General features: G+C 54.2%; 20 protein-coding genes. 5 read left to right on the top strand and 15 right to left on the bottom strand.

The window, feature by feature from the left end; genetic code table 11:
- Nucleotides 1–159: 159 nt before the first annotated feature.
- The 3 genes from ACQ4N8_RS09145 (at nucleotide 160) to ilvD (ending at nucleotide 3,513) form a co-directional block, all read left to right on the top strand.
- Nucleotides 160–1,212: an acyltransferase family protein gene (locus ACQ4N8_RS09145; protein ID WP_430704038.1), complete on the top strand. Its 1,053-nt coding sequence runs from the start codon at nucleotides 160–162 to the stop codon at nucleotides 1,210–1,212.
- Between the two features lie 164 nt (nucleotides 1,213–1,376).
- Entirely contained in the window at nucleotides 1,377–1,643 is a 267-nt protein-coding gene (locus ACQ4N8_RS09140; RefSeq protein WP_430704037.1) for a KGG domain-containing protein, read from the top strand.
- A 184-nt stretch (nucleotides 1,644–1,827) separates the two neighbouring features.
- Entirely contained in the window at nucleotides 1,828–3,513 is a 1,686-nt protein-coding gene (gene ilvD / locus ACQ4N8_RS09135; RefSeq protein ID WP_430704036.1) for a dihydroxy-acid dehydratase, read from the top strand.
- A gap of 97 nt (nucleotides 3,514–3,610) precedes the next feature.
- Here the strand turns inward: ilvD and ACQ4N8_RS09130 are convergent, their stop codons facing one another.
- Together ACQ4N8_RS09130 and ACQ4N8_RS09125 are read right to left on the bottom strand one after the other, a co-directional pair.
- Entirely contained in the window at nucleotides 3,611–5,029 is a 1,419-nt protein-coding gene (locus ACQ4N8_RS09130; protein WP_430704035.1) for a polysaccharide deacetylase family protein, read from the bottom strand.
- Nucleotides 5,030–5,156: 127 nt separating this feature from the next.
- Nucleotides 5,157–6,941 carry a peptidoglycan D,D-transpeptidase FtsI family protein gene (locus ACQ4N8_RS09125; RefSeq protein WP_430704034.1) on the bottom strand — a complete coding sequence of 595 codons (1,785 nt, stop codon included), beginning with the start codon at nucleotides 6,939–6,941 and terminating at the stop codon, nucleotides 5,157–5,159.
- A gap of 776 nt (nucleotides 6,942–7,717) precedes the next feature.
- Here ACQ4N8_RS09125 and ACQ4N8_RS09120 point away from each other — a divergent pair.
- Nucleotides 7,718–8,224, top strand: a complete 507-nt coding sequence (locus tag ACQ4N8_RS09120) for an IS110 family transposase (RefSeq protein WP_430704033.1) — start codon at nucleotides 7,718–7,720, stop codon at nucleotides 8,222–8,224.
- 870 nt (nucleotides 8,225–9,094) lie between these two features.
- Here ACQ4N8_RS09120 and ACQ4N8_RS09115 read toward each other — a convergent pair.
- The 10 genes from ACQ4N8_RS09115 to ACQ4N8_RS09070 form a co-directional block, all read right to left on the bottom strand.
- The gene (locus ACQ4N8_RS09115; RefSeq protein WP_430704032.1) at nucleotides 9,095–11,281 is read right to left on the bottom strand and encodes a methyl-accepting chemotaxis protein; all 2,187 of its coding nucleotides are present in this window, start codon (nucleotides 11,279–11,281) and stop codon (nucleotides 9,095–9,097) included.
- A 241-nt stretch (nucleotides 11,282–11,522) separates the two neighbouring features.
- On the bottom strand, nucleotides 11,523–12,857 hold the full coding sequence (locus ACQ4N8_RS09110; RefSeq protein WP_430704031.1) for a peptidase U32 family protein: 1,335 nt from the start codon (nucleotides 12,855–12,857) through the stop codon (nucleotides 11,523–11,525).
- Nucleotides 12,858–12,969: 112 nt separating this feature from the next.
- Nucleotides 12,970–13,905: a peptidase U32 family protein gene (locus ACQ4N8_RS09105; protein ID WP_430704030.1), complete on the bottom strand. Its 936-nt coding sequence runs from the start codon at nucleotides 13,903–13,905 to the stop codon at nucleotides 12,970–12,972.
- Between the two features lie 118 nt (nucleotides 13,906–14,023).
- On the bottom strand, nucleotides 14,024–15,064 hold the full coding sequence (gene mltG, locus ACQ4N8_RS09100; protein ID WP_430704099.1) for an endolytic transglycosylase MltG: 1,041 nt from the start codon (nucleotides 15,062–15,064) through the stop codon (nucleotides 14,024–14,026).
- A gap of 105 nt (nucleotides 15,065–15,169) precedes the next feature.
- On the bottom strand, nucleotides 15,170–15,469 hold the full coding sequence (locus ACQ4N8_RS09095) for a DUF1292 domain-containing protein (protein ID WP_430704029.1): 300 nt from the start codon (nucleotides 15,467–15,469) through the stop codon (nucleotides 15,170–15,172).
- A complete protein-coding gene (locus ACQ4N8_RS09090) occupies nucleotides 15,462–15,779 on the bottom strand; it encodes a DUF1292 domain-containing protein (RefSeq protein ID WP_430704028.1) in 318 nt (105 codons plus the stop codon). The genes ACQ4N8_RS09095 and ACQ4N8_RS09090 overlap by 8 nt, the downstream gene beginning before the upstream one ends.
- 12 nt (nucleotides 15,780–15,791) lie before the next feature.
- On the bottom strand, nucleotides 15,792–16,208 hold the full coding sequence (gene ruvX / locus ACQ4N8_RS09085) for a Holliday junction resolvase RuvX (protein ID WP_430704027.1): 417 nt from the start codon (nucleotides 16,206–16,208) through the stop codon (nucleotides 15,792–15,794).
- 9 nt (nucleotides 16,209–16,217) lie between these two features.
- Nucleotides 16,218–16,478: an IreB family regulatory phosphoprotein gene (locus tag ACQ4N8_RS09080; protein WP_430704026.1), complete on the bottom strand. Its 261-nt coding sequence runs from the start codon at nucleotides 16,476–16,478 to the stop codon at nucleotides 16,218–16,220.
- A 133-nt stretch (nucleotides 16,479–16,611) separates the two neighbouring features.
- Complete coding sequence (alaS, locus tag ACQ4N8_RS09075; protein WP_430704025.1) at nucleotides 16,612–19,236, bottom strand: alanine--tRNA ligase; 2,625 nt, start codon at nucleotides 19,234–19,236, stop codon at nucleotides 16,612–16,614.
- A 443-nt stretch (nucleotides 19,237–19,679) separates the two neighbouring features.
- Nucleotides 19,680–20,747 (bottom strand): AI-2E family transporter, encoded by a 1,068-nt coding sequence (locus ACQ4N8_RS09070; protein ID WP_430704024.1) that lies wholly within the window; start codon nucleotides 20,745–20,747, stop codon nucleotides 19,680–19,682.
- Nucleotides 20,748–20,886: 139 nt separating this feature from the next.
- Between ACQ4N8_RS09070 and ACQ4N8_RS09065 the strand changes: the two genes are divergently transcribed.
- Complete coding sequence (locus tag ACQ4N8_RS09065) at nucleotides 20,887–21,186, top strand: hypothetical protein (RefSeq protein ID WP_430704023.1); 300 nt, start codon at nucleotides 20,887–20,889, stop codon at nucleotides 21,184–21,186.
- 185 nt (nucleotides 21,187–21,371) lie between these two features.
- Here ACQ4N8_RS09065 and ACQ4N8_RS09060 read toward each other — a convergent pair whose 3' ends face one another.
- From ACQ4N8_RS09060 to ACQ4N8_RS09050, 3 genes are read right to left on the bottom strand one after another with little or no spacing between them, the layout of a single operon-like run.
- Nucleotides 21,372–22,526 (bottom strand): mannitol-1-phosphate 5-dehydrogenase, encoded by a 1,155-nt coding sequence (locus tag ACQ4N8_RS09060; RefSeq protein WP_430704022.1) that lies wholly within the window; start codon nucleotides 22,524–22,526, stop codon nucleotides 21,372–21,374.
- 2 nt (nucleotides 22,527–22,528) lie between these two features.
- Nucleotides 22,529–22,960, bottom strand: coding sequence for a PTS sugar transporter subunit IIA (locus tag ACQ4N8_RS09055; protein WP_430704021.1), 432 nt, complete (start codon nucleotides 22,958–22,960; stop codon nucleotides 22,529–22,531).
- Between the two features lie 38 nt (nucleotides 22,961–22,998).
- Nucleotides 22,999–25,128 (bottom strand): BglG family transcription antiterminator, encoded by a 2,130-nt coding sequence (locus tag ACQ4N8_RS09050; RefSeq protein WP_430704020.1) that lies wholly within the window; start codon nucleotides 25,126–25,128, stop codon nucleotides 22,999–23,001.
- Between the last annotated feature and the right edge of the window lie 20 nt (nucleotides 25,129–25,148).

The following is a 25,148-nucleotide window of genomic DNA, read 5'->3' as shown; positions in this document are numbered from 1 at the left end:
GACAGATCGCCACAATTACAGCCGCTGATAGCGTTTTCTATTGTGATTATTATCACAAGGTATTTTTCGCAAAAAGAGTACCTTAGACATGGGACTTTTATTTAAAATTTTTAATTTCATCCGATCAGGACCCAGAGGAAAGCGAGGCGAAAAAGAGTCATGGCCCAATCGAAAATCACCCCGCAAGGAGAGGCTTTTTTTCTTAACCTGCGCTTCCTGCTCATCGTTTGCGTGTTCGTCGGCAATGCCATTGAGCCTTTGATAACGCGGATCGACGGAATGTATGCGCTGTATCAATGGATTTTTACGTTTCATATGCCCTTGTTCGTATTCGTGACCGGCTATTTCGCCAAAGCGAATTTGCTTGGGGAGGGCGGACGGAAAGTCATGCTGCAAATCGGATTGCAATACGTTATCTTTCAAAGCCTTTACTCGCTGCTTGATGTCACGGTCTTTCAGGTGAACCATATCCACCATTCCTTCTTCGCGCCGTATCTGCTGCTCTGGTTCCTGGCGAGCCATCTGGGCTGGCGGCTGGTCGTCATGGCCATGCGCAAATGGTCTCCGCTGCAGCAATTGTCCGTTTCCCTTCTGCTGGCGGTGCTGGTCGGCTACCTGCAAATGGACGGCGTCTGGTTCAGCCTGTCGCGCACGTTCGTATTCCTGCCGTTTTTTATCCTCGGCTATCATTTCTCGGATAAATGGCTCGAACGCTTGATGGCCAAAAAAGTACGCCTCGCCGCCATGGCCGTATCGCTCGGCTGGTTCGCCATCATTGCTTTGGGCGCCTTGGACATCGCGCCGGGATGGCTTTACGGCAGCATGACCTACGGGCAGCTTGGCGAGCACGCGTGGTACGCCGGCGCTTTCCGCTTGCTCTTGTATCCTTTGCAACTGCTGGCCGGCATCGCTTTTCTGGGATTCGTGCCGTCTACGGCAGGCAAGCTGACCGATCTGGGGCGGCGAACGCTTTATGTGTTTTTGCTCCATGGCTTCATCGTCCGCCTGGCCGCCGCGTCTCCCCTGTACGCCTACGTACGAAACGAGGCAACCGCCTTGCTGGTCATTGCCGGTGCTGTGGCGCTAACCCTCTTGCTCACCCATGCATGGGTACGCAAATGCAGCGGCCCGCTGATCGAGCCGCCCGTGCATTGGCTGTTGAAGCTGGAACGCCGCGCGTTCGGTCAATTTAGCGCCGCTAGCAAGCAATAGTTTCATAGAATACGGGCTTCGGGATTATATTAGGGATGCTCTCCATGCGGAGAGCATCCTTTTTGGCTTTAATGGCAAAATTTTGCTCGGTTATTCGTTTCAAAATGGCAATCCGTGGTAAATAAAACATACGCAGTCCAAATAAATGTTGAAGGAGGGATCATATGGTACGGAGCCACAACAAAATGACCCGCGAGGAAGCGGGGCGTCTGGGAGGGCTGGCGACCGCCAAAAACCACGGCAAGCAATTTTACCAGGAAATCGGCCAAAAGGGCGGCGAAGCAACCTCCAAATCCCATAAACGGGAGTTTTATCAGGAAATCGGCCAGAAAGGCGGCGAAGCAACCTCCCAGAAACACGATAAGGACTTTTACCGGAAAATCGGCCGGAAGGGCGGAGTTTCCCGCAGCAAAACAGAAGAAATCAACTAACCTTGCGAAGTCTCCGGGTACCCGGAGATTTCTTTGTTTCATCAAGGAACGGGCCTTTGTTCCATATCGTTTCTTCCTGTGATCCACGGTAGAAAAAGATAATTGATTGTGATAGACTTTAGAGAAAACCTTTAGCGGTGTAAAGCTCCAAATTATAATTCATTCATGGGGGGATAAGGAAATCATGACAGCCAAGAAGATGCGTTCCGATATGATCAAAAAAGGCTTCGACCGTGCGCCTCATCGCAGCTTGCTGCGGGCTGCTGGCGTGAAGGAAGAGGATTTCGGCAAGCCGTTCATCGCGGTTTGCAACTCTTATATCGATATCGTACCCGGGCACGTGCATTTGCAGGAGTTCGGAAAAATCGTCAAGGAAGCCATTCGCGAAGCCGGCGGCGTTCCGTTTGAATTCAATACGATCGGCGTGGACGACGGGATCGCGATGGGACATATCGGGATGCGTTACTCCCTGCCGAGCCGGGAAATCATCGCCGACTCCCTGGAAACCGTCGTTTCGGCACACTGGTTTGACGGTATGGTTTGTATCCCGAACTGCGACAAAATTACGCCCGGCATGATGATGGGCGCGCTCCGCGTCAACATTCCGACCGTGTTCGTCAGCGGCGGTCCGATGAAGGCCGGCGTGGACAGCAAGGGGCGCAAGCTTTCCCTAACCTCCGTATTTGAAGGCGTCGGCGCGCATCAAGCCGGACAAATCAGCGATAATGACCTGCTTGAGCTGGAACAATACGGCTGTCCGACCTGCGGCTCCTGCTCCGGCATGTTCACCGCCAATTCGATGAACTGCCTGGCCGAAGCGCTGGGTCTGGCTATGCCGGGCAACGGCACGATCCTGGCGGTTGCCGAAGAACGCCGCGATTTCGTGCGCCAATCCGCACGCCAGCTCATGGAATTGATCAAGCTGGACCTGAAACCGCGCGACATCGTCACCAAAGAATCGATCGACAACGCGTTCGCCCTGGATATGGCGATGGGCGGATCAACCAATACCGTGCTGCATACGCTGGCACTAGCCCAGGAAGCCGGGATCGACTACCCGCTCGAGCGCATCAACGAAGTAGCGAACCGCGTGCCGCATATCGCCAAGCTGGCGCCGGCTTCCGATATTTTCATCGAGGACGTGCATCGCGCCGGCGGCGTCAGCGCCGTCATCAACGAGCTGCTTAAGAAACCGGGCGCCATCTTCGGCGACCAAATGACCGTCACCGGCAAGACGTTGGCCGAGAATGTCGCCGGTTGCGAGATTCTCGACGCTAGCGTCATCCATCCGATCGATAAACCGCATTCGGAAAAAGGCGGGCTCGCCATCCTGTACGGCAACCTGGCTCCGGAAGGGTCGGTTATTAAAGTCGGCGCCGTGGATCCTTCGGTCGGCGGCTACCACAAAGGGCCGGCCATCTGCTTCGACTCCCAGGAAGAAGCGCTGGAAGGCATCGCCGGCGGTAAAGTCAAAGAGGGCTCCGTCGTCGTCATCCGTTACGAAGGTCCCAAAGGCGGACCGGGCATGCCGGAAATGCTGGCTCCGACGTCGCAAATCGTCGGCATGGGCCTTGGCGCCAAGGTCGGCCTGATCACCGACGGGCGTTTCTCCGGGGCTTCCCGCGGCATCAGCATCGGACATATTTCTCCGGAAGCGGCCGAAGGCGGTCCGATTGCCTTCGTTGAAGACGGCGACATCATTGAGCTGGACCTCAATAACCGCAAAATCGAGCTGCACGTGAACGACCAAGAGTTGGCCCGCCGCAAAGCGAACTGGAAAGGCTTCGAACCGAAGGTCAAAACCGGTTACCTGGCGCGTTACTCCAAGTTGGTTACAAACGCCAGCTCCGGCGGCGTCCTGAAAATCTAACGAAGACTAGGAACGAAGAAGCGCGCATAGCCGGGTGGTGCATACCGCCGGCTACGCGCGCTTTTTGTTTTTTTATAAACTTGCATCTGAGAGAAATTTATTGGCTGGACAGGGTAGCGCTCATCAAAACCTCTTCTTCCTGAGTCGCCGCAGGTTCTTCTTTGGCCAAACGTTTCCGGTGCGACCCGTCTTCGGCGAAGGTTCCCAGCAAATGATCGATCGGCATGATGATCAGCTTGGGCACTAGCTCTTGGGACTGCTGCTTTAATCTAGAACTTCCCGCAGGATGGATTACGCTCATTAATAATTTCAAATACAGTTTGGTGGAGCTGGCGAACCAGCCTTTAGGCAAATCCGAAATGATAAAACCAAATTGCTCCGGCCCCCGATTAATCATGCTGACGCCGTAAAGTGCTTTGACGTCGTTCAACTCGGGATGCGTGACAATATAATGAGCCAGCTTCGGCAAGGTCTTCTCTACTCCGCGGATGATTTGAATCGCCAGTTGGACCGTGGTTCTTGAACGCGTTCCGATTTCATACAGCTTTTTGTTGTCGAAATGCAGTTCCATGATCTTATCTCCCTGAACCAAGGAAGCCCCTCCATTCAGTGCAACCGGCTCGCCATGATAAGGCCGGATTCGAAAATGCATGATGGGATCCTGCTGGTCGGGCGTTTTCAGTTGAAATACAACATGGAATAATTTCTCCCACAGCAGCCATAACGCAACGACGCTTCTTTTGAACCAGGATACCTTAACGGGTTTACGGCCTTTCCCCGTCTGCGCGCCAGCCTTGGCTTGCCGTCTCTTGGCTTCGCTATCCTTGATCATGTCGTCGATTCGGACGCTGTGAAGGCCTCTCCGATCGGCCTCTTCGAGAACACGCTTCAGCGCGGCAAGCATTTCGGCGGGCGCTCCGCTGTTTGCACCCAAGGTAGCGCCGCAATCGTGCAGCAAAAAAATTTCCCTGCCTCGCAGCTTCTTCAGCATACGCTTTGCCAATCGGTCGGCCCCTAGCTTCTGGCGCCAATCGCCGAACATCGCGGACCACAACACAATTTGCGTATTGCCGCGGTTGGCAAAATCAAACAGATTGACGATCCCCCATGGCGGTCGGTAATAATGCGAATCCACGCCGGTGACGTCGGAAATGATTTTGTTCGTTTTCTGGATTTGCTGCTTCACGGCCGCCGGGCCCATCAGCCAATTGGTTTTGTGGACATAATTATGCGAGCCGATCAGGTGTCCTTCCTCATGCATCCGTTTGAGCAAATCGGGATATTTCTCCGCATTGGAGCCAACCACAAAAAACGTTGCTTTAGCGCCGTGGCGCTTAAGCAAGTCAAGCAGCAGCGGAGTATATTTCGGATCGGGACCGTCATCGAAAGTAAGCGCAAATTGCTTGTCGTTGGTCCCGTGCTTGAATACGCGAAAGCCGAAAATGCGAGTGATCAGTCCGGGTATAAAAGCGTAAAGCGTTGAGATATAAAATAACCATAGCAGCAAAGTCTCCATGTGCTTTCCCCACTTTTCTATGATCAATGACTTTGGCATGCTCCAAAAAAGCATAGCATCTACACTATTTTATCACAGACGTCTGCAGTTTAGGCGCATTTTTTTGGGGAAAGCACAGGGAATAATTTTAACCGCGGGAAGCCAGCAAATCCATCGTGCGACGGAATAATTCGGTCGCTTGATGCGCCGAACCGGGCGGACGGTTCTGAACCAGAACGGCGACGGCGTATTGAGGATGGTCAACCGGACCATAGCCGATAAACCATTGATCATTGAAATGGCGATCCTGTTTGACTACCTCCGCCGTACCTGATTTGCCGGCTAATGGCCATTTGGCCTGCTGCAAAGAACGGCCCGTTCCGTCCGTAACGACTCGCCTCATCCAGGTTAGCAGGCGCTCGGCCGTTTGCGGGGAGATTTGGCCTAAAGGGGAAGGAGCGGTATGCACCGGCATTTCGGCCATTAATGAGCCGTCTTTAAATCTCACTTCGCTGACTAGGCGGGGGGCCGTTACCTGTCCGCGATGCAGCAAAGTGACTACCAGATTGGCCGCCTGCAGCGGCGAAACGAGGACGTCCCGCTGGCCGATCGCCGTCTGGGCCCGCACGCCGCCGTCCGCTTTGGCCATATCGCTGAACACCGCGCCCGCTTCCTCCTGGTCCAGCTGCCGGAGATCCTCTCCGCCCATAAAACGGTTCGCCTGCCAGCCGATTGAACGGCTTAATCCCAGCTTGGAGGCTGTACCCGCGATCGCAGTTGCGCTCAGTCGTTCTCCCAATGTGGCGAACACGACGTTGCACGACTTGGCAAACCCTTCTTCGAGGGTGAGATGCCCATGCCCTCCCTCTTTCCAGCAGGCCAGGCCGTATTTTCCGTAATGACCGCTGCAGTGAAAGGTCTCTCCGGGAAAAGTCAAGCGCTCCTCCAGCGCCGCCGCCGCGATCACCGTTTTGAAAATTGAGCCGGGCACCGCGGCCTTGACCGCTTTATTGCTCCAGTTGGCCTTGGAAGGATCGACGTGATGCGGATCGTAAAAGGGCAGCGACACCATCGACACAATGTCTCCGGACTTGGCATCCAACACGACGACGGCCCCTTCCGCGACCTTCATGCCGGTCGCCAGCCGTTCAATCTCCTGCTGCAGGTTATCATCAACTGTCGTTTTGATTTGCAGCGGATAATAACGGCTGGCCGCTGCATTCACCCTCGTGCCAAGGCCGCCGAGCGGCTCCTTTCGGCTATCTACCGTATACGCAGCCCTTACCCCGCCAAGCCCGCGCAAAAGGCCGTCAAACGTTTTCTCCAGACCGGATGCTCCTACCTGCAGCGTAAGCGACAAGTCGGGGTGGTGTTTTTTCTCCCGCAATTTGCGGATCACGTCTGGCCGTTGGGCCACATAACCAAGCCACTGGTTCCCGCGTTCGCCCGGGCCGTATCGGGCCACATAAGGCAGCACTTCCAATCCTTCCAACCGCGGCAACTCCCGGGCTTCCGTTTCGCTCAGCTTCAGCGGCTCTCCTTTCTCGCCGCCGGGTTTAGGCCAGACGTATGACCTCTCCAATCCGCTCCATGTCTGCTGCAGTTCGGGAACCGTCGTACCCAACAAGTCGGCCAGTAGAACGAGCTTGCCGGATTCGGGAGTGTCCTTCACGGGAAACAAAATGGGAGTCCAGGCCAGATGTCCGGTCAACTGTTTGCCATTGCGGTCAAAGAAATGGCCTCTGCCCGGATCCAGCTCGATGCTTTCCTCCCGTTGGCGGACGGCCAGTTCGTTGATCGTTTTCCCGCCGACCGTGACGGCCTTAAATGCCGAAGCCGTTTGGATCCACGCGATGCGCAGCACAAATAGGCCGAGAACGACCGCAAACGATAACAATAGATAAAAAATGCGTTTTTTGCGCAATAATGACATGATCCGCCCTCCATTCTATTCCCATTATTTCCTGGGAAAAGTCGGCGTAAACAACTTGAGGGAAGCCGGAGGAACAAACAGACCGACCGACAATTCACGGTTCGATGATTTGTTGGGCGTTGCACTAAGAGCACTGGGAGGCCGCCGAATGAAATGTTCTTACGATCGCTTCAAGTTGTAGAAATCCGCTCGCAAAGGCGACCACTGCCGTTTCTTCAGAATCATTTCACCCTCTGGCCTTTTCGAGCTCTTGTTAGCTACTACTTACTCGATTTCCGACTCTTTGCAGCCGGAGGAAGTTTGCGTCCGCATTTGTAAGCCGCTTGTTCTCCTTCAATCTCATCCACCAGACAAGCGGCGGACAAGTACGGCCCCTAGGTCGTTATTCGCATGCGCCTGAATCGCTACCAAACAGCCTCATAAATCAAGGCGTAGGATTCTAGCTAAGATGAACGTAAACAAAGACAGCCCTCCATATTGCTACATCTCGTAGGTTAAAATGGGAAGTGTAAACCAAACCATTTCAGAGCTACATAGCAAAGGAGAGCTGATACTATGCAGTCTACCACAAAATTTGTCGGTTTAGATGTATCCAAAGAAAAAATTTCGGTTACCATTGCTGACGCTGGCGGAGAATCTCCGCGCTATTACGGGAGTATTTCCCATACAGCGGCGGCGTTGCGCAAACTCATCAAAGAGTTGGGCCGGCCGAAACGTTATCGTTTTGTTATGAGGCAGGTCCTACGGGTTACGAAACTTATCGCTGGATCACCTCCATGGGAGCTCATTGTGTCGTCATTGCTCCATCGCTTATTCCCAAACGCCCCGGCGACCAAGTGAAAACGGATCGACGGGACGCCGAGCAGCTTGCCCGCCTGTTCCGTGCGGGAGAATTGACTCCCGTCTACGTACCTGAGCGGGAAGACGAAGCCTTGCGTGAATTGGTCCGTGCCCGGGAAGCGGCCAAAGAAGATGCCCATCGGGCCCGTCAGCGGATTTTGAAGTTCCTGCTTCGCCACCAGATTGAGCCGCCAGCTACGGTGAAGCGTCGTTGGACGAAGAAGTATCGTGTCTGGTTGGGGCAACTTTCGTTCCCTTACGAGTCTTGGTGGAGTCGGCTTGGAGCTATCGTCATCGCCCTGCGGTCAAAGGCGATCTCGCCAAACGATTGGATGGCGTGCCGGCCGATGTCCAATTGCTGTCCTGGAAGGCGCAAGAAAGATTACATTACAAATACCGCCATCTTGTTTTTGCAAAGAACAAGCACAAAAATGTGGCCGTAGGCGCGGTTGCCAGGGAGTCAACCGGGTTCATAGGGGCTGTTGCTCGAACCGTGGAAAGGCCAGCGGCCCAACTAATGCCCCTTCCGTCCCCTTCGGGGAGACGCAGGGAGCGTTGCCCCCTGCACCCCCACACTCGCCGGAGGCGTTCCTCATCTCCGATGAGGTTGGAAAAGTGTTGACTTGAACCAAACCGCTTGTCAAGAAAATCACTTGACAAGCTCACGCCTGAGCACGAGGCCGGGAGCAAAACGAAGGTTCAGGAGAGAATTTGCGTGGTCCGTCTGCACTAGGTGGAGACACCGAACGTGCGTTTCTAGCTTGCAAGAGCTCTCCTAGACGAAGGCATACCATGTGGTAACCAACCCACGGATAGCAGCGTGCCGACCGTCGCTCGCATGTTTGCTCTCTCGCCACGTGCTCAGGCAGAGTTAAAACCGAGGGCTTGACAAAAACGTTCATAGCAACGGACCTGAGAGACGCTAATCCGCCATTTCCCGGATATTTCCCAACGTAACGGACCCTGAAGACGTTATTTGGCTTGAAATGTAGCAATCCGGGCCTATTGAGGAAAATAACGTCGTCTCAGTCCGTTACAACCTGCAAGACTTCGTTTGGAGCCAAATAACGTCACTGAGGTCCGTTAGCGTTGGGCGACCAAGCTGTTCTATCTCGGCCGGACCGCGGAAACAAGACACGAACTCATCCTTCAAGCAAGCGGCAGACAACAGCGGCCATGCTCGCTATTTGCTTCCGCTGATTCCGCTTCTAAAACAACAACCCGGCCAATCCACATTCATGGATTAGCCGGGCTGTTGTTTTAGAAGCGATCGTGGCTTATAGCGCGAGCTGCTTCAGACGCTGAGCGCTCCCTTACACCGTAAACTTGGACAACGATTCCTTCAGGCCGGTCGACACGTTCTCCAGCTTATTGGACAACTGCACCAATTGATCGCCGACCGTTTGCTGCTCGCTACTGAGCGAAGCAACCTCTTCGGAAGTAGCCGACGATTGCTGAGCTACCGCGCTGACGTTGCTCATCGCTTCGGACAGCACGGATTGCGATTCATTCAGCTGATCGATCGAAGCCGTAACCGAGTCCAGATGATGGACGAAACCTTCCATTTGCTCTTGGACCGAAACGAAGATTTGGCTTGTTTCCTTAACCGAAGCAATTTGCTCTTGGAAGAGCGGGCTGGCATCCGACAACGCCTTCACCGTTTCGTTCATTTCTTTCTGAATCGTATCCGTGATTTCGCCGACCATGGTGATCGATTGCCGCGATTGGTCCGCCAACTGGCGAATCTCGTCGGCCACGACCATGAATCCGCGACCGGCCGCACCAGCGCGGGCCGCCTCAATCGTCGCGTTCAGCGACAGGATGTTGGTCTGCTGCGTAATATTCTGCATCACATCGAGTACTTTCATGACGGAATTCGTACTGGCTTTCAAAGAGTCGACTTTTTCAGTCAGCGCATTGATCATTTCGACCGTCATGTTCGTTTTATCCAATAGACCATTCAGGTACTCGGAACCTTGTTGACTGGATTTCTCGACTTGGCGTGCCGACGTTTCCATCTCTTTATTGGTTTGAATCACGCGTTCCATTTGGCGGGAAATATTCTCCGTCAATTCGTTGCCGCGTTCCGCCTCGTTGGCCAGGCTCGTCGCGCCATTGGCGATTTCTTCGGTGGCTACGGCAATCTCTTTGGCGGAAAGTGCCGTTTTGTTGGAAGCTTGCGTCAATTCGGTGGCGGTGTCAAGCACATCCTGTGCCGAATGGTTCGTCTGCTTGACGAGTGCGGTGATATTCTCCATCATGACGTTGAAGCTGTCGGTCAATTGCCCGATTTCGTCCTTCGATTTCAAATTCATCCGTACGTTCAGATTCCCTCTGGAGCCTTCTTCCATCAAGTTTCTGAGCTTGCCCAGCGGGTGAGCGATCATCCGTACCATCCATACCCCGATCAGGATCGCGATGATGGCGACGATAATCAACGAGAAAATGGTAACCATCAAAATGCTGTCGGCACTTTTGGTCAGCTCCGCCGCATCGACGGTGCCTAATAGCTTCCAGCCCGAGACCTGCGTATTAAATACGGCCAGGACCGAATTGCCGTTAGCGTCTTTGGTCCGCAGGCTGCCGGAGGTTTTTTCGCCGGCTTTGCTTACATCAAATTCGCTGGCTTTTCCCTCGTCGCCTTCGACCGAAGAGCCGACCACAGTGTTATCCGACGTAAGCATTTGCAGCTTGGAGTTGCTGCCGAGGTTCACTTCCTTCAAATAGCCGTTCAAAATATCCAAATTGATATCCGCTATCAGAACGAACCGTTTCATGCTGTTAACGCTTTGCACGGACCGGGCCAACCGGAATACATGCGCACCCGAATTTTCTTCGGGCGGAACCGGCAACCATACCGTTTTGGTCGATCCGGCGAGATCCTTAAACCAAGCTTCGTCGCGAACGGTATCCAGGAACGTAATGTTGGCGCTGCCTGAAGTAACGTCCTCTACGATTTTGTCGGCCGACAGCATGTAAACGGCAGAAACCCCTTTTGTCGAGAATGTTAGCGTATTCAAGCGGGTACGCATCTTATTCGTTGCCGTAAATCGATCATAATCGGAAACATCCGACAACGAAGCATCCATGATCGCATTTTGCATTTCGTCATCCAGGAACATTTGCTGGAGATTTTCTTCATACTTTTGCATGACGATATCCAGCTTCTGGGACGTCTGCACGATCGTTTGCAAGTTGGCATTTTCGGCGTTGTCTTGAATCGTGCCTTTGGCCATTTGCGAAGACAAAATCCCGATCGTCAATACGAAGAACATGATTGCGATAAAGAAAATTAGGAACAAACGAATGCCGACCGATTTGGAGGGGTTAATCTGCTTGGGAAGCTTGTCCTTTAACGATACCCAAAAAGATTTCCCCATGATTGCCGCAGGCTTCGCCTTTGGGACTTTCGGCTGTTTTTCCGCCCGTTCTCCCTTTTTCTTTTTCTCCTTCTTCTTGTTGTCCGTTGCTTGGTCCTCGTTCTCAGGAACCAGACTCATGTTGATCACCCACCGCTCATAATAGTTGCAGACCTCAAGATTAGGCTTGTGGTCATGCATTATACTGGTTTCTCGCCTCATCCGTCAGTTACTAATTCGACAATACCTGACGTTCTCCTCTATAATATCGGCTGCCGTTCCGCAGGATTTTAAATATTTCTGACAAAAAAGTCCCAAAAACGCAAAAAAGGGCCTTTTGTCCTAGACAGGAACAGGCCCCAGAGCATATTGATTTCTCAAGTCATTTCTTTTTGCGCATCATGTCAAAATAGGAAACCGGCTGCTCCACCTTCAATTTAACCCGCTGCAGCGGATGTCTGGCGGCATCAAGCTCATTTCCGTCCTCATCGTAAATTGCACCTACCGTTTGCTTAAAGAACGTTCCCCCCGGACCAAAAAACTCGACTTCCTGACCGGGTTTGAAATGGTTTCGCTGCTGCACGGTCGCCATACCGGTCCTTGCATCGTAGTCCATCACCAATCCGGCAAAGTCATAAGGAGCCGCTTTTTCCTCCGGCTCGTAAATATGGTCCTCGTGGTCCGGCGTATCGTAGAAAAAGCCGGTGTTCAGCGGACGGTTGGCCGCCTTGTTGATCTCCTCGACCCATTCCGGCTTCAGCACGTAGTTGTCCGGATCGGCCATATAGGCATCGATCGCCTGCCGATACACATTGACGACGGTCGCCACGTAGTGGATCGACTTCATCCGGCCTTCGATCTTGAAGCTGTCCACGCCGGCATCGATCAAATCGGGGACGTTTCCGATCATGCACAAATCCTTGGATCCCATCGTAAACGCGTTATCCTCTTCCTGAAAAAGAGGCAGTTGGGTTACGCCCAGGCGGAATTGCTCCAGCACCCGGTTATCCCTTGCTTCTTCCTCGGAAACCCACTCGGCCTCGGGCCGCGCGTCCTCGAACAGATCGTATTTCCAGCGGCAGGATTGGCAGCAACCCCCGCGGTTGGAGTCGCGGTCGGTAAAATGGTTCGACAATACGCAACGGCCCGAGAAAGAAGAACACATCGCGCCATGGATAAACGCTTCGATTTCGATATCGACATGCCGTTTGATTTCCTCGATCTCGCTCAGGCTTGTCTCGCGGCCCAACACGACTCGCGGCAGTCCTTGATCCTTCCAGAACTGGACCGCCTGCCAGTTCACCGTCGACTGCTGAGTGCTGAGATGCACCTCCAGTTTCGGAACGACCCGCTGCGCCGTTTCGATAATCACCGGATCGGCTACGATGATGGCGGCAATGCCGGCATCGTACAGATTTCGGAGGTAATCCTCGATCCCTTCGAGATCCTCGTTATGCGCATAGATATTCGTGGCAACGAAAACCTTGGCACCGTACTTTTTGGCGAATTCCACGCCTTCCCGCATTTCTTCGAAACTGAAATTATCCGCATTGGAACGAAGGCCGTATTTTTGTCCACCGATATAGACGGCATCCGCCCCGTAATGGACGGCGAATTTCAGCTTCTCGAGGTTCCCCGCCGGAGCGAGCAGCTCGGGTTTAGCCAGCCGGTTACGTTTCCCCGCATATTTCGGGATATGTCTCTCTGCTGTATGCATCTTCGTTCACCTCTCAATTTATGGTTAATGGTATAAGGGTTTAGTTATAAGCTTTTCGTTTAAAATCATTGTTCAAAAAGTCGGCTTTTCAGCACCGAGAAGAAACTTCCTCTCAATAGACTTGTTCTTTGTAGAAGAAACCGAAGGACAGTTCCCGTTCCGGATCTTGGACCTCCCGGATCGCTTCCAACCAGGCCTCGTCGAATTCGTATCCGTCCGGATCGCGGAAATACGCCTCGATGGCTTGGCGATAGGAGGAAATGACCACTTCATTGTAGGCAACCGGCTTAAGCAGCGTTTCGATTTTGAAGCTGTCCACGCCTGCGGCCAGCAGCATATGCAAGTCCTCCAAAATGCATAGATCGTCCGAGCTCATAATATGAGTGCCGTTCGGGTCCTCGTAAATGGGGAATTTCTCGTCCTGCCGCTCCGCTTCGATCAAGAACAACCCGCGCGACAGGCCCAAATCGCTGTCCGGCGCAACGGGGCGCCCTTGATGCGTCATATAGCTCTGCACCAGACGACGTTTGGAATGATAGATATTCGTCATCCCGTGCACTTGAACCTCCGATTCAATCTGTAGCGAAGGATGCATGCCCGTAATCTCGTCCATGTTCAATTCGCGCGCCAAAACAACCCGGGAGGCCCCTTTGGCGCCCCAATAGTTGGCGGTAGCATAATTCGTCGAAGTCATCTCGGCATTCCAGTGCAGCTTGAGCTTTGGAGCCACCTCGCGCACCGTCTGAAGCACCGCCGGATCGCCGAATTCGACCGCGTCCACGCCACACTTCGCCAACTGTTTGACGTAGTCGGGCAATTCGCCCAGCATCTCATTGGTCATCAGGTTGTTTATGCTAACGTAAATTTGGGCTCCACGCCCATGTGCCAAGCGGACCGCCTCGGCGATGTCCGTCATCTTCATTTCGCCGGGAAGCCGCATGCCGTATTTAGCTTCGCCAATCAGAGCCGCGCCGGCCCCGGCCGCGAAGTAAAGCTCCAGCTCCTCCATCGAGCCCGCGGGAACGAGCAGCTCGGTTCTTTTGTTCATTGCTGTTACCACCTTTAAGAGGTTATTCAAAAACCTTGAATCCAGCCGAGCCTAGCTTATGCTTTCGAAGCATGTTTCCTACGGAAACATTTCAGTTGCTCGCGTAGTTTCTTGCATTTTAATTATTGGCCATAGCCTTGCTAGTCTCGATATTCATCAAATGCTCTTTATATGTTTTGGCAAATAGGTGTTCCCCGCTGCCGTCCTTTTTCGTCACGTAAAAAAGATACTCCGATGCCGTGGGCTGAAGGGCCGCCTCAATCGAATTCAAGCTCGGCGCCGCGATCGGTCCCGGAGGCAGTCCCTCATACAGATAAGTATTATAAGGACTGTCCACGCTCCTTAGATCCGAATTGAGCAGCCGCTCCTTCGGCTTATCGAGCACGTATTGCACCGTGGCGTCGATCTCCAGTTTCATGCTATCCTTCAGCCGGTTGTCGATGACTCCGGCAACCATGCCCCGTTCCGTATCGGCCACCACTTCCCGCTCGACTAGCGAGGCCACGGTCATCAACTGATTTAGCGTGAGTCCGCGCTCAGCCAGCTTCCGGTCGAAATCGGGAATTTCGCCTAGCCGTTTCCCCATTTCCTGCAGCATACGCAAAATGATATCCTGCTCGGTGCTGCCTTTTTTCAGTTCATACGTTTCCGGGAACAGGTAGCCCTCCAAACGGTAGGTCAGCTTGCCATCCGCCGGAATCTCGGACAGCAGCGGATCGTTCAGGCCGGACGCATCCTTGGCAAGCTTCAAGAACGTCTCTTTGTCGACCAAGCCCTCTTCGGAGAGCTTATCGGCCATCTGCTTGACGGTATACCCTTCGGGAATCGTGAATTTGATCATCTCCGCCTTCACGACGTCGCCGTTGTTTAGCTTGGCGATGATTTCATCATACGTCATGCCGGGCTTCATCTCGTATACCCCGGCTTGGAACCGGCTGCCTTCCGACTTCCATTTTAAATAGGAAATAAATAAAAAGGAATTTTTAATTAGTCCCTGTTCTTCCAGCATATCGGCGATTCCGGAAGTTCCCGTTCCCGGTTCGATCGTCATTTTGACCGCCTGCTCCGATGCCTGCACAGGCTGCATGCCGTTATACGCGTACACGCCTGCCGCGCCGATCCCGACAATGAAGATCAGCAGCAATATGCTTAGCCACATAAACGCCTTCTTCAACAGCTCAACCCCTTTACAGCCAAAAAGAGCGGTTAAATGTCCCGCTCTTCCCAGACCGATCTATCTTACTTTCTCAAGACACCCGTCCCGTTATCCCGGGAATGTTAATTCATCATATAGCTCGGACACATTCTCCCATTCGTCATCGTCATCGATCGTCGCCAGTTCAAGATTGCCGTCGGAGGTCAGGATCTTCAAAATTTCCGGTTCCTCTTCCTCGGAGGCATTCTCCAGCCGCAACACGCAATAGGCTGCACCGGCTACGTCAAATTCCTGCACGACACGGTAATACGAGGCATGGCCCGACTCGTCCTCCAGCTCAACAATGGGGCCAAAGGCATCGCGTACGCGCGACGTGAAGACCACTTGATCTGCCGCAAAATCAGTCATCGCGATCTTCTCCGTCAAACTCGTCGATCAGGGTATTAAACGTCTCCTCGACGATTTCCCATTCCTCGTCGCTTTCAATCGTATACAGCTTCAGGTCATCGCCGTCTTCCTCGTAACGGAACGCATATACCTCTTCGCTCTCCTCATCTTCGTTTCCATCGGAATCCAGAGGAACGACCATCATATACTTGGCGTCCGAACCGTCGACTTCGAATTTCATTACCACTTCGAATTCTTCTTCATTGCCCTCTTCATCGGGGATATAAATAATTTCCGGTTCTTCTTCATTTCCGATACGATCTTTAGACATATGCGATCACCCTCACCTTTGACTCTTAGAGTCCAAATAATTTTGCAAAATCAAGCTGGCGGCCATTTTGTCCACGACCCCTTTGCGCTTCTTCCTGCTCACATCCGCCTCCAGCAGCGTTCGCTGCGCGGATACGGTCGTTAACCGTTCATCCCAGAGACGGACGGGCAGATTCAGCCTGCTCCGAAGGTCGTCGGCAAAAGCCATGCATATTTCTCCGCGGGGACCAATCGATCCGTTCATGTTCTTCGGCAGCCCGACAACGATCTCCTCGACCTCATGCTGCCGAACCAGCTCGGCTATGCGGTCAAACTCGACGTCTTCCTTGCGGCGTTCGATGACCTCAACGCCTTGGGCGGTCCATCCGAAGGCGTCGCTGACCGCGACTCCGATCCGGCGATCCCCGTAATCCAGACCCAGAATTTTCATGACTTGCTCCTAACGATGGCCGGCCATATAAAAGCGCACCAGCTCTTCGATCAGTTCGTCGCGCTCTTTCTTGCGAACCAAACTTCTCGCATTGTTGTGACGCGGTATATATGCCGGGTCCCCCGACAATAAATAACCGACGATCTGGTTAATCGGATTGTATTCTTTCTCCTGTAGCGCTCCGTAAACCGTAAGAAGAATTTCCTGCGCTGACGCTTCCTCTACATCGCCTTTGACGTTAAATTTGACGGTTTTATCCATGGAGTCCATGATGACACCTCGCTTCTTCGACATACGCCTTTATGATCGCAGCTGACTTCTCCTTAGCCTAATCATACTATACCATATCATGGGTTCCTTAAGGAAATTTTCGGTTGTGCACCCCGTCAATTTAATCGCCGGATCAGGCCTGGGAAGCAATCCATTTTGCCGCAATCTTCAGCGCTTCATCCAGCTTGCCGGCATCCTTGCCGCCGGCCTGGGCCATATCCGGACGACCGCCGCCCCCGCCGCCGCAAACCGCGGCCACTTCTTTAACGAGCTTTCCGGCATGGAGTCCGCGCTTCACTTCCTCCTGCGGCACGACGACGACAAAGTTCACCTTATCCTCGGCCGTTGCGCCCAGCACCAATACCGCATCCGGCAACTTGGCCTTCAACTCGTCGGCCAGGCTGCGCAGCGCCTCCATGCTTCCGGCTTGCACGCGGGCGGCCAGCAGCTTGGTCGGTCCAACGCTTTCGACCTGGCTGGTCAGTTCGCCGGCTTCGATCACGCTCAGCTTGCTTTGCAGCGATTCGTTCTCGCGGCCCAGCTCCTTCAGTTGCTGGAACAGGCCTTCGACACGTTTCGGCACGTCGTTTACGTTCGACTTGAGCAGGCCGGCCGCCTGTTTCAACAGCTCAAGCTGTCCGTCCAGGAACAGATAAGCCCCGCGGCCCGTAACGGCCTCGATCCGGCGTACGCCCGAGCCGATGCCGCTTTCGCTGACGATTTTGAACAGGCCTATCTCGGACGAGTTACCCACGTGGCAGCCACCGCACAGCTCCAGGCTGTATTCTCCAACCTTGACGACACGGACGATATCGCCGTATTTCTCGCCGAACAAGGCCATGGCTCCCATCGCTTTCGCTTCGTCGATCGGCTTCAGATGGGTGCTGACCGGCAGTGCGTTCCAGATCTGCTCGTTGACGCGGCGTTCGATGTCCGTCAGTTCCTCCGGCGAAATGCTGCCGAGGTGCGAGAAATCGAAGCGCAGGCGCTGCGGTTCAACGAGCGAGCCGGCTTGGTTGACATGCTCGCCCAGCACTTCCTTCAACGCTTTGTGCAGCAAATGCGTCGCGGTATGGTTTTTCACCGTATGTCCGCGTTGTTCGCGGTTGACGGCAGCGGTAACGTTCAAACCCACCCGCAATTCGCCGGAGCGGACCGTAACCTGGTGCACGTGTTGTCCATGCGGCGCTTTGAACAGTCCTTCGACGTCGGCGCTGCCGGACTCGCCGCGGATCGTGCCTTGATCGCTTACCTGACCGCCGCTTTCCGCATAGAAAGGCGTCGATTCCAGAATCACCTGACCCGATTGGCCTGCGCTCAGCACATCGGCGAAAACGTCGTCCATCACGATCGCCGCGATTTTTGTTTTTGCTTCAAGCTCATTATATCCAACGAACTCCGTTTTAGTCGTGAAATCGGCCAAAACCCCGCCCTGCACTTTCATGCTGCCGCTTTCGTGGCGAGCTGCTCGGGCGCGTTCGCGCTGCTCCTCCATCGCCGATTCGAAGCCTTCCCGATCGACGCCAAGCCCATGTTCGGCGGCAAAGTCCTCGGTCAAATCGAGCGGGAATCCGTACGTGTCGTACAGCTTGAACGCATCGGCCCCGCCAATCAACGTGCGGCCGGCCGCTTTCGCTTCGGCGCTGATCTCCGCCAGGATGGCCAAGCCGTCGCTAAGCGTCTCGTGGAAACGCTCCTCTTCGGCGCGAATGACCTTCTCGATAAACTCCCGTTTGGTTACGACGTCGGCGTAGTAGCCGCCCATAATGTCGCCCACGGTCTCGACCAGTCCGAACATGAACGGCTTGTCCAGCCCGATCAGCTTACCGTAACGAACCGCCCGGCGCAGCAGACGGCGGATGACGTACCCCCGGCCCTCGTTGGACGGCAGCACGCCGTCGGCAACCGCAAACGCCACCGTACGGATGTGGTCGGCGATGACCTTAAGCGCCACGTCGCTGTCCTCGGAAGCGCCGTAAGTCACCCCGGCCAGTTTCGCCGTCTTGGCGATGATCGGCTGGAACAGATCGGTGTCGAAGTTCGAGTTTACGTCCTGCAAAATGGAAGCGAACCGCTCGAGTCCGGCCCCGGTATCGATGTTTTTATTCGGAAGCGGCGTATAGCTGCCGTCCTTGTTATGGTTGAATTGCGAGAATACAAGGTTCCAGACTTCCAGGAAACGCTCGTTTTCTCCGCCGGGATAACATTCCGGATCGGACAGGTCGCCGTAAGCATCCCCGCGGTCGTAGAAGATTTCCGTGCAAGGCCCGCAAGGTCCTTCGCCGATATCCCAGAAGTTGTCTTCCAGCTTAACGATGCGCTCGGCCGGAATGCCGACTTTTTCGTTCCACAGCTTAAAGGCTTCTTCATCTTCAGGATACACCGTCACCGACAGGCGCTCCGGATCGAAACCGATCCATTTCTTGTCGGTAAGGAATTCCCATGCCCACGTGATCGCTTCCTCCTTGAAGTAATCGCCGATGGAGAAGTTGCCCAGCATCTCAAAAAAAGTATGGTGACGGCGCGTCTTGCCGACGTTTTCGATATCGTTGGTACGGATGCACTTCTGCGAATTGGTAAGACGCGGATTTTCCGGCTTCACCCGACCGTCGAAGTAAGGCTTCAACGGCGCCATCCCGGCGTTGATCCAGAGCAGCGACGGATCGTTATGCGGGACGAGCGAAGCGCTGGGCTCGATTTTATGCCCTTTGCCGGCGAAGAACTCCAGCCATTTGGAACGAATTTCACTTGCTTTCATTGATATAGCCCTCCTAAATGTTTCAATCTAATTCTCGGTTTCCTGAGAAAAACAAAAAAACGCCCCTGAAAATCAGGGACGATTGATCGCGGTACCACCCTGGTTATCGCTTTGCTCAGCCATTCGTAGCCGCTGCGCAAGAAGCGATCGCCTCGTTGTCCGATAACGGGGACCTGCCGGTGAATTTAGGGCTCACACTCCGAAACCAGCTTTCCGTTCGCGCAAGATTCGGGTCTCTCTCAGCCATCCCCCTGACAGTCCCATGGAACCGCAAGAGCGAAGGAGCCCTTCTCTGATTAATCCGCTTACCGAACGTACTTCATTTCATCAACGTTTTGGGATATTTCAATACAACATTTCTAGTATATAAGGCGATCCCCCCACTGTCAATGCGGCGTCACACGAAGGTTTTTAGCCTGGACGGAACCCTTATCTTCCCGGATCTATAACGCCTTGCGGCGGACATAGTAGGTGTAGAAATGCTGGATGATCACCTTCATCACGGCAAAAAACGGCACAGCCAAAATCAGCCCGGGAATCCCGGCGATTTCTCCGCCGATCAACAGCGCAAAAATGATCAGCATCGGGTGCAAATGCAAGGTACGCCCAACGACCTGCGGCGAGATCACATTGCTTTCGATGGTTTGGCATAACATATTGACGAGCAAAACGAACAGGATCATTTTCCAGGATATGGTGGTTGCCATCACGATCGCCGGTGCCGCTCCCAGAAACGGACCCAGGTACGGAATGATGTTGCAGAGTGCCACCACGCACGCCAGGAGCAGCGCGAACGGCATGCCGATGATCATGTAGCCGATATAGGCCAACACGCCGATGATGACGCAAACCAAAAGCTGGCCCCGCACATAATTGCCCAACGCCTGGTCGATTTCCTTCAGCAGCGTAATGATTGACTTCCGGCGCGAGCGCGGCAAATACTGAAGCATCAGCCGTTCGATCAGCTCGATATCCTTAAGCATGTAAAAAATCAAAAATGGTATGATGAACGCGTTAAATACCGCTCCGATCGTAGCACCGATATTGTCCAGGAAATTCGAAATGGCACTGGCCAGCCGGTTTTCAAACTGGAAAAACCAGTTGTTCATCCCCATGCGGACGCTGCCGGGCAAGATGCCGTTGTCCCACCGGTTCATCATTTGCTGCGTATGGATGGTCAACTCCGGCAAATGCTCCCCCAACTCCTCCAGCTGCTCGATGAACATGGGAATGACATTCATGAGCACGACCGACAAGCCGGTCAGAAACACCGCGTAAATCAACAGTACCGCCATCGTCCGCGGCACCTTGCGTCCGCCGAGCATCCGGACGATCGGATTCAATACGTAGGAGATGATAATGGCGATCACGAACGGGGCAAAGACGGCTTTCAAAAAACGGTAAACCAACGCAAACATCGGCCGCAGCTGCCAGATGAAAAACAGGATCACCAGCCCTAGCAGCAGCCAAACGCCATAGCGGAACACCTTGCTTTTGTAGATCGCGTCCATGCGCACTCCCTCCTTTTGCAGGCTATTATTCGTATAGATCAGTATTTGCCTGGGGAGGGAAAAATATGAGGGAATGGCGGCTCCGGGGAGCCGGAGTTGCATAAACGAGAATAAGACCGCCGGGAGGCCGCCGGGTGAAATGTTCTTACGATCGCTGTTGTTCGCGGATTTCTTGGATCCTGTAAATTCACAAGTTGTAGAAATCCGCTCACAAAGGCGACCACTCCGTTTCTTCGGAATCATTTCTCCCTCTGGCCTTTTTGGCGCTCTTGTTAGCTGCTATCACTCGATTTCCGGCTTTTCGCAGCCGGAAGAAAAAAAACAGCAGCCCGGCAAATTGCGTTGCGATGATTTTTGCCGGGCCATTTTTTGGACTACAGCTCGAGGTTATTCGATTTCGCCTCAGTTGCTGCAAAACAGACTCAAAATCAATACATAGTAGTCTAACGGACCTGAGAGACGCTAATCCGCCATTTCCCGGATATTTCCCGACGTAACGGACCCAGGAGACGCTATTCCGCTTAAAATGTAGCGATTCGGGTCTATTCGGTGAAAATAACGTCATCTCAGTCCGTTACAATTCTGAAGACTTCGTTTTGAGCCAAATAACGCCTCTGGGGTCCGTTAGTTGTTCTTCAGTTCTTCGTAATGCGCCAGCACCGCTTGATGAATCGGATGCTCGGCGTCCAGGCCGGTGTATTTGGCCAGGGTCTGCGAGGCCCCGACCTCTTTCAGCGACGCTTGAAGTTCCGCGGCTTCGGGATCATCCGCGGACTCGAACAGCAGCGCCATCGCCATGGTCAGCGCCAGATAGCCGTAGCCAAACTCGCGCTCGTACGCCTGCGTTGCCGGGGAGACCAACCGGTCGCCGGCGGACAGTTTGCGGATCGGTGAACGGCCGACCCGCGAAACCTCGTCCGTCAGCGCTGGATTGGCGAAACGCTCCAGAATCGTATCGATATAGGCTTGATGTTCTGCCTCGGGAAATGCATGTTTGTCGATGAGTACCGCCCCGGTCTCTTCCAATACGGACCGTATATGGCGGACGACCTTCTCGTCGTTCATCGCCTCTTGAATCGTGGCATACCCTTGCAGGTAGCCCATGTAAGCGGCGGAGCAGTGGCCGGTATTTACCGTAAAGAGCTTGCGTTCGATATAAGGCTCCAGGCGGTCGACGTAATGAACCCCTTCCACTTTATGAAAGCCCGGAAACATTTGCGATTGGTCGATGGCCCATTCGTAAAAAGCCTCGACCACGACCTTCAACGGATCCTCATGTTGTTGCAAAGGAACGATCCGGTCGACGGCCGCATCAGGGAACGCAACCATCTCGTCCGCCCAGCGCCGCGTCTCCTCATCCAATTGCCCATAGACATGCTCCTTGAGTTGAGAGCTGCCGCCGATGGCGTTTTCGCAGGCAATCACGTGAAGGTGGGCTTCCGTGCCGTTCGTTTTGCGCAGCGTAAGCCCCTGAGCGATTGTCCCGGCGATATGCTTGAGAACGGACACGCCGACCGCCGTCGTTACCATGTCGGCTTCGGCAATCGCCCGGGCCGCTTCCATCGGCTCGCTCATGCTGTTGATCGCCGTAACGCCGGACACGATCACCGTCTCCTGCTGGTCGCTGGCCAGCGTGACCGGATATTCCTTGCGCCGCGCCAACTCCGAGACGAGCTTATCATTGACGTCGACAAAACATACCTCATACCCGGAGCGGGACAACAGCAAACCGATGAACCCTCTCCCGATATTGCCTGCACCGAAATGGACCGCCTTCATGCTTACATGCCCCCTTCAAGAATGTCCGCTACCTGTTCTTCGGTCGTTGCGTTCATGATGCGCTCCAGATTGGATTCCTCCGTGAACACCATGGCCACATTCGTCAGCACTTCCATATGATCCCCGCCGGCCGCGGCAATCCCGATCACGATGAAGGCCGGCTCGTCGCCGCCGAAATCGACCCCTTCCGGAAAACGAACGACCGAAAGTCCGGTGGAAGAAATCATGCCTTTCGCTTCCTTGGTCCCGTGCGGAATCGCCAAGCCGCCGCCCATGTAAGTGGAGACGATTTCTTCGCGCTCCACCATTTTATCGACATACCCTTCGGTGACGTGCCCGGCATCGACCAGCAGTTTGCCGGCCATGCGAATCGCCTCGTATTTATCTTTGGCTTGGGCGTTCAGGATAATTTTATCTTTAGACAGTAGTTTCATTTGTGTTCTCTCCTTTTCCACGATAATTCCTATCAAGCTCAATTGTTCTCAAAATAAATCAGCAGTTCCGCGGCCAAATAGTTCCGGATAGCCTGGCGCTCCCCCGTTTCCAGCAGTTCCACCAGCTCCGGCTTCAGCAGCATCGCGCTGATTTCGCTCAGCACCTCCAGGCTTTCCCGGGGCAGCTCGCGCGGAGCCAGCATAAACAGGATGGCGCTCACTTCCGTATCTCCGTCAAGCACAACGGGTTCCTTCAGCCGGAATAACGCCAGCTTGCGGTAGTTGACGAACCGGGTTCGCGTGTGGAACAACGCGAGCGATGTACCGGGGATCACCTGGCTGGCCATTTTCTCCCGTTCCAGCAAACGGTCCGCCACGGCCTGTACGTCGGAAACGACTTTGTCCCCGATCGGTTCCTCCTCCGGTTCCAATGAAGAAAGAACCTCTCCAAAGTCAGCCAGGGAATCGTCCTTCCGGTTCATCCTCTCCAGCGCAGCCTTCACCGTGTCCCGCAGCGAAAACCCGGCGTTGTCCAGCTCGTTCACGGCAAACTCGTCGAGCAAGTTGACCACTTCAGTCAGCGTCGCCGTCATGGTCCGCAGCATTTCAAACGCCCGGGTTTTCACCGGCTCCGCTTCCGTTACCGGCTTGCGCGATTTAAGCGTGGTGCTCTGCACGTAACGCAGCAATCTTTCGCTATCCTCGTCCGTCAACAGCGGACTGAGCTTCACGTATCGATTCTCCGGGAGCGGCAGATCGATCGTCGAGATGATCAGATCGTAGTCTTCCTCCGGCAATCTTTTGGCTTCATACCAGGACACGTTCCCCAATACTTCGATCTGCGGCATTTCTTTGGCGAGCCGCGTGGCCAACAGCTTGGAGGAGCTTAACCCGCTCGAGCACACCAGAATGGCCCGCACATTGCGGCCCAATTGGTTCAAGCGCTCGATCGAGGCCCCGAAATGCATCACCAGGAAGCCGATTTCCTCGTCCGGGACCTCCAGGTCGGCGATGCTTTCGTCCATCGCCTCCCGCACGATTCCGAACAATTCCTCGTAGTCCTTTCGAATGGCGCCAAGCAGCGGGTTACGGATTCGCGAGCCTTCGCGGATCCGTTTAAACGCGGAGCTCATATGCTCGAGCAGGCCGCTGCGAAGCAGCCGGTCCTCCTGAAACGGAATTCCCGTCCGCCTGACGACGTTTTCCGTCAGCCGGTAAACCGTCTCCACCAGCTCCAAATCCGCCTGGACGAGATCCGGCGAGGCTTCCTTGGCCCGGTTGAACATACCGATCATATAATCGATTTCCTCCGGAGGAAACCGAATTCCCAGCTTCTCGGCCAGGCTGCGGGCGAAGCGAATGGTTTCGCTCTCCTCCCGTTCCTCGCTTCCGGCGGAAACCGGCCGGCCGGAACCGGCCACCAAGCGGCCCTCTTTGATACGATTCATCGACACCGACAGATGGATCAGCAGCTGCGTATAGGCATTTTCGGACAGATGCTCCGTCCAGTCCCAGTTCATCTCCCACAGCGTGTTTTCCACCGTCATCAGGTTTTCCGTGCCGATGACCGTCAGCAGCCTGGTGATCGCGGACGATCCCTGGCTTTCCAGCGAACCGCCGATCAGATCGGAATAGTCCAAATGATCCGCGGCCAATTGGCATAGCGCTTCGCGTTTGCCGTTTTCGTCGCCTACCATCTCTACGCCGTAACCTCTCCGGCGGACCAGCTCCAGCCCGAACCGCAGAGCCCACGGCTCCACCTCATCCAAATCGCTGCTGATGGTGGCGACCGTCACTGTCAAACCATGCGCCAGCGTAAACAGCTTGCACGGCTCCTGTTCCTCAAGCAAACGGCAGATCAGCCATATTTTCCGTTCTTCTCCGGAATAATCGCTGGGATTATCGATGAGCAGCAAACGGCGGGCTTCCTTCAACCGTTCGCCTTCGTCGCTTTCGCCGGAATCGCTCCAAATGGAAATCCCGGTTCCGGATTTGCGATGCAGCACGAGACCGAAAAAAGCCAGGCTTTTTTCGATATCGTCAAGTTCCCGGTGAACCGTTCTGACGCTGACGCCGATTTCCGCCGCGATCTCCGCCGCGGTCATCCCGCTTTTGCGCCCAAGGAGGAGGTTGAGGATTTGCTTTTGTCGTGCGGTAACTTTCCTCATACGGATCCCCCCTTAAAAAT

This window comes from Paenibacillus macerans (assembly GCF_050565405.1).
GTDB lineage: Bacteria > Bacillota > Bacilli > Paenibacillales > Paenibacillaceae > Fontibacillus > Fontibacillus macerans_B.
The sequence above is the reverse complement of the archived record's forward strand: the minus strand, read 5'-3'. Positions and strand labels throughout refer to the sequence as shown.

What these genes read in the sequence shown, in the direction of transcription:
- ACQ4N8_RS09090 (WP_430704028.1), bottom strand. Translation starts at nt 15,779, where the DNA reads ATGTCTAAAGATCGTATCGGAAATGAAGAAGAACCGGAAATTATTTAT.
- ACQ4N8_RS09060 (WP_430704022.1), bottom strand. Translation starts at nt 22,526, where the DNA reads ATGAAGGCGGTCCATTTCGGTGCAGGCAATATCGGGAGAGGGTTCATC.
- ACQ4N8_RS09120 (WP_430704033.1), top strand. Translation starts at nt 7,718, where the DNA reads ATGGGAGCTCATTGTGTCGTCATTGCTCCATCGCTTATTCCCAAACGC.
- ACQ4N8_RS09055 (WP_430704021.1), bottom strand. Translation starts at nt 22,960, where the DNA reads ATGAAACTACTGTCTAAAGATAAAATTATCCTGAACGCCCAAGCCAAA.
- alaS (WP_430704025.1), bottom strand. Translation starts at nt 19,236, where the DNA reads ATGAAAGCAAGTGAAATTCGTTCCAAATGGCTGGAGTTCTTCGCCGGC.
- ilvD (WP_430704036.1), top strand. Translation starts at nt 1,828, where the DNA reads ATGACAGCCAAGAAGATGCGTTCCGATATGATCAAAAAAGGCTTCGAC.
- ACQ4N8_RS09065 (WP_430704023.1), top strand. Translation starts at nt 20,887, where the DNA reads ATGTTCTTACGATCGCTGTTGTTCGCGGATTTCTTGGATCCTGTAAAT.
- ACQ4N8_RS09145 (WP_430704038.1), top strand. Translation starts at nt 160, where the DNA reads ATGGCCCAATCGAAAATCACCCCGCAAGGAGAGGCTTTTTTTCTTAAC.
- ACQ4N8_RS09070 (WP_430704024.1), bottom strand. Translation starts at nt 20,747, where the DNA reads ATGGACGCGATCTACAAAAGCAAGGTGTTCCGCTATGGCGTTTGGCTG.
- ACQ4N8_RS09080 (WP_430704026.1), bottom strand. Translation starts at nt 16,478, where the DNA reads ATGGACTCCATGGATAAAACCGTCAAATTTAACGTCAAAGGCGATGTA.
- ACQ4N8_RS09110 (WP_430704031.1), bottom strand. Translation starts at nt 12,857, where the DNA reads ATGCATACAGCAGAGAGACATATCCCGAAATATGCGGGGAAACGTAAC.
- ACQ4N8_RS09140 (WP_430704037.1), top strand. Translation starts at nt 1,377, where the DNA reads ATGGTACGGAGCCACAACAAAATGACCCGCGAGGAAGCGGGGCGTCTG.
- ACQ4N8_RS09115 (WP_430704032.1), bottom strand. Translation starts at nt 11,281, where the DNA reads ATGAGTCTGGTTCCTGAGAACGAGGACCAAGCAACGGACAACAAGAAG.
- ruvX (WP_430704027.1), bottom strand. Translation starts at nt 16,208, where the DNA reads ATGAAAATTCTGGGTCTGGATTACGGGGATCGCCGGATCGGAGTCGCG.
- mltG (WP_430704099.1), bottom strand. Translation starts at nt 15,064, where the DNA reads ATGTGGCTAAGCATATTGCTGCTGATCTTCATTGTCGGGATCGGCGCG.
- ACQ4N8_RS09105 (WP_430704030.1), bottom strand. Translation starts at nt 13,905, where the DNA reads ATGAACAAAAGAACCGAGCTGCTCGTTCCCGCGGGCTCGATGGAGGAG.
- ACQ4N8_RS09130 (WP_430704035.1), bottom strand. Translation starts at nt 5,029, where the DNA reads ATGGAGACTTTGCTGCTATGGTTATTTTATATCTCAACGCTTTACGCT.
- ACQ4N8_RS09125 (WP_430704034.1), bottom strand. Translation starts at nt 6,941, where the DNA reads ATGTCATTATTGCGCAAAAAACGCATTTTTTATCTATTGTTATCGTTT.
- ACQ4N8_RS09050 (WP_430704020.1), bottom strand. Translation starts at nt 25,128, where the DNA reads ATGAGGAAAGTTACCGCACGACAAAAGCAAATCCTCAACCTCCTCCTT.
- ACQ4N8_RS09095 (WP_430704029.1), bottom strand. Translation starts at nt 15,469, where the DNA reads ATGACTGATTTTGCGGCAGATCAAGTGGTCTTCACGTCGCGCGTACGC.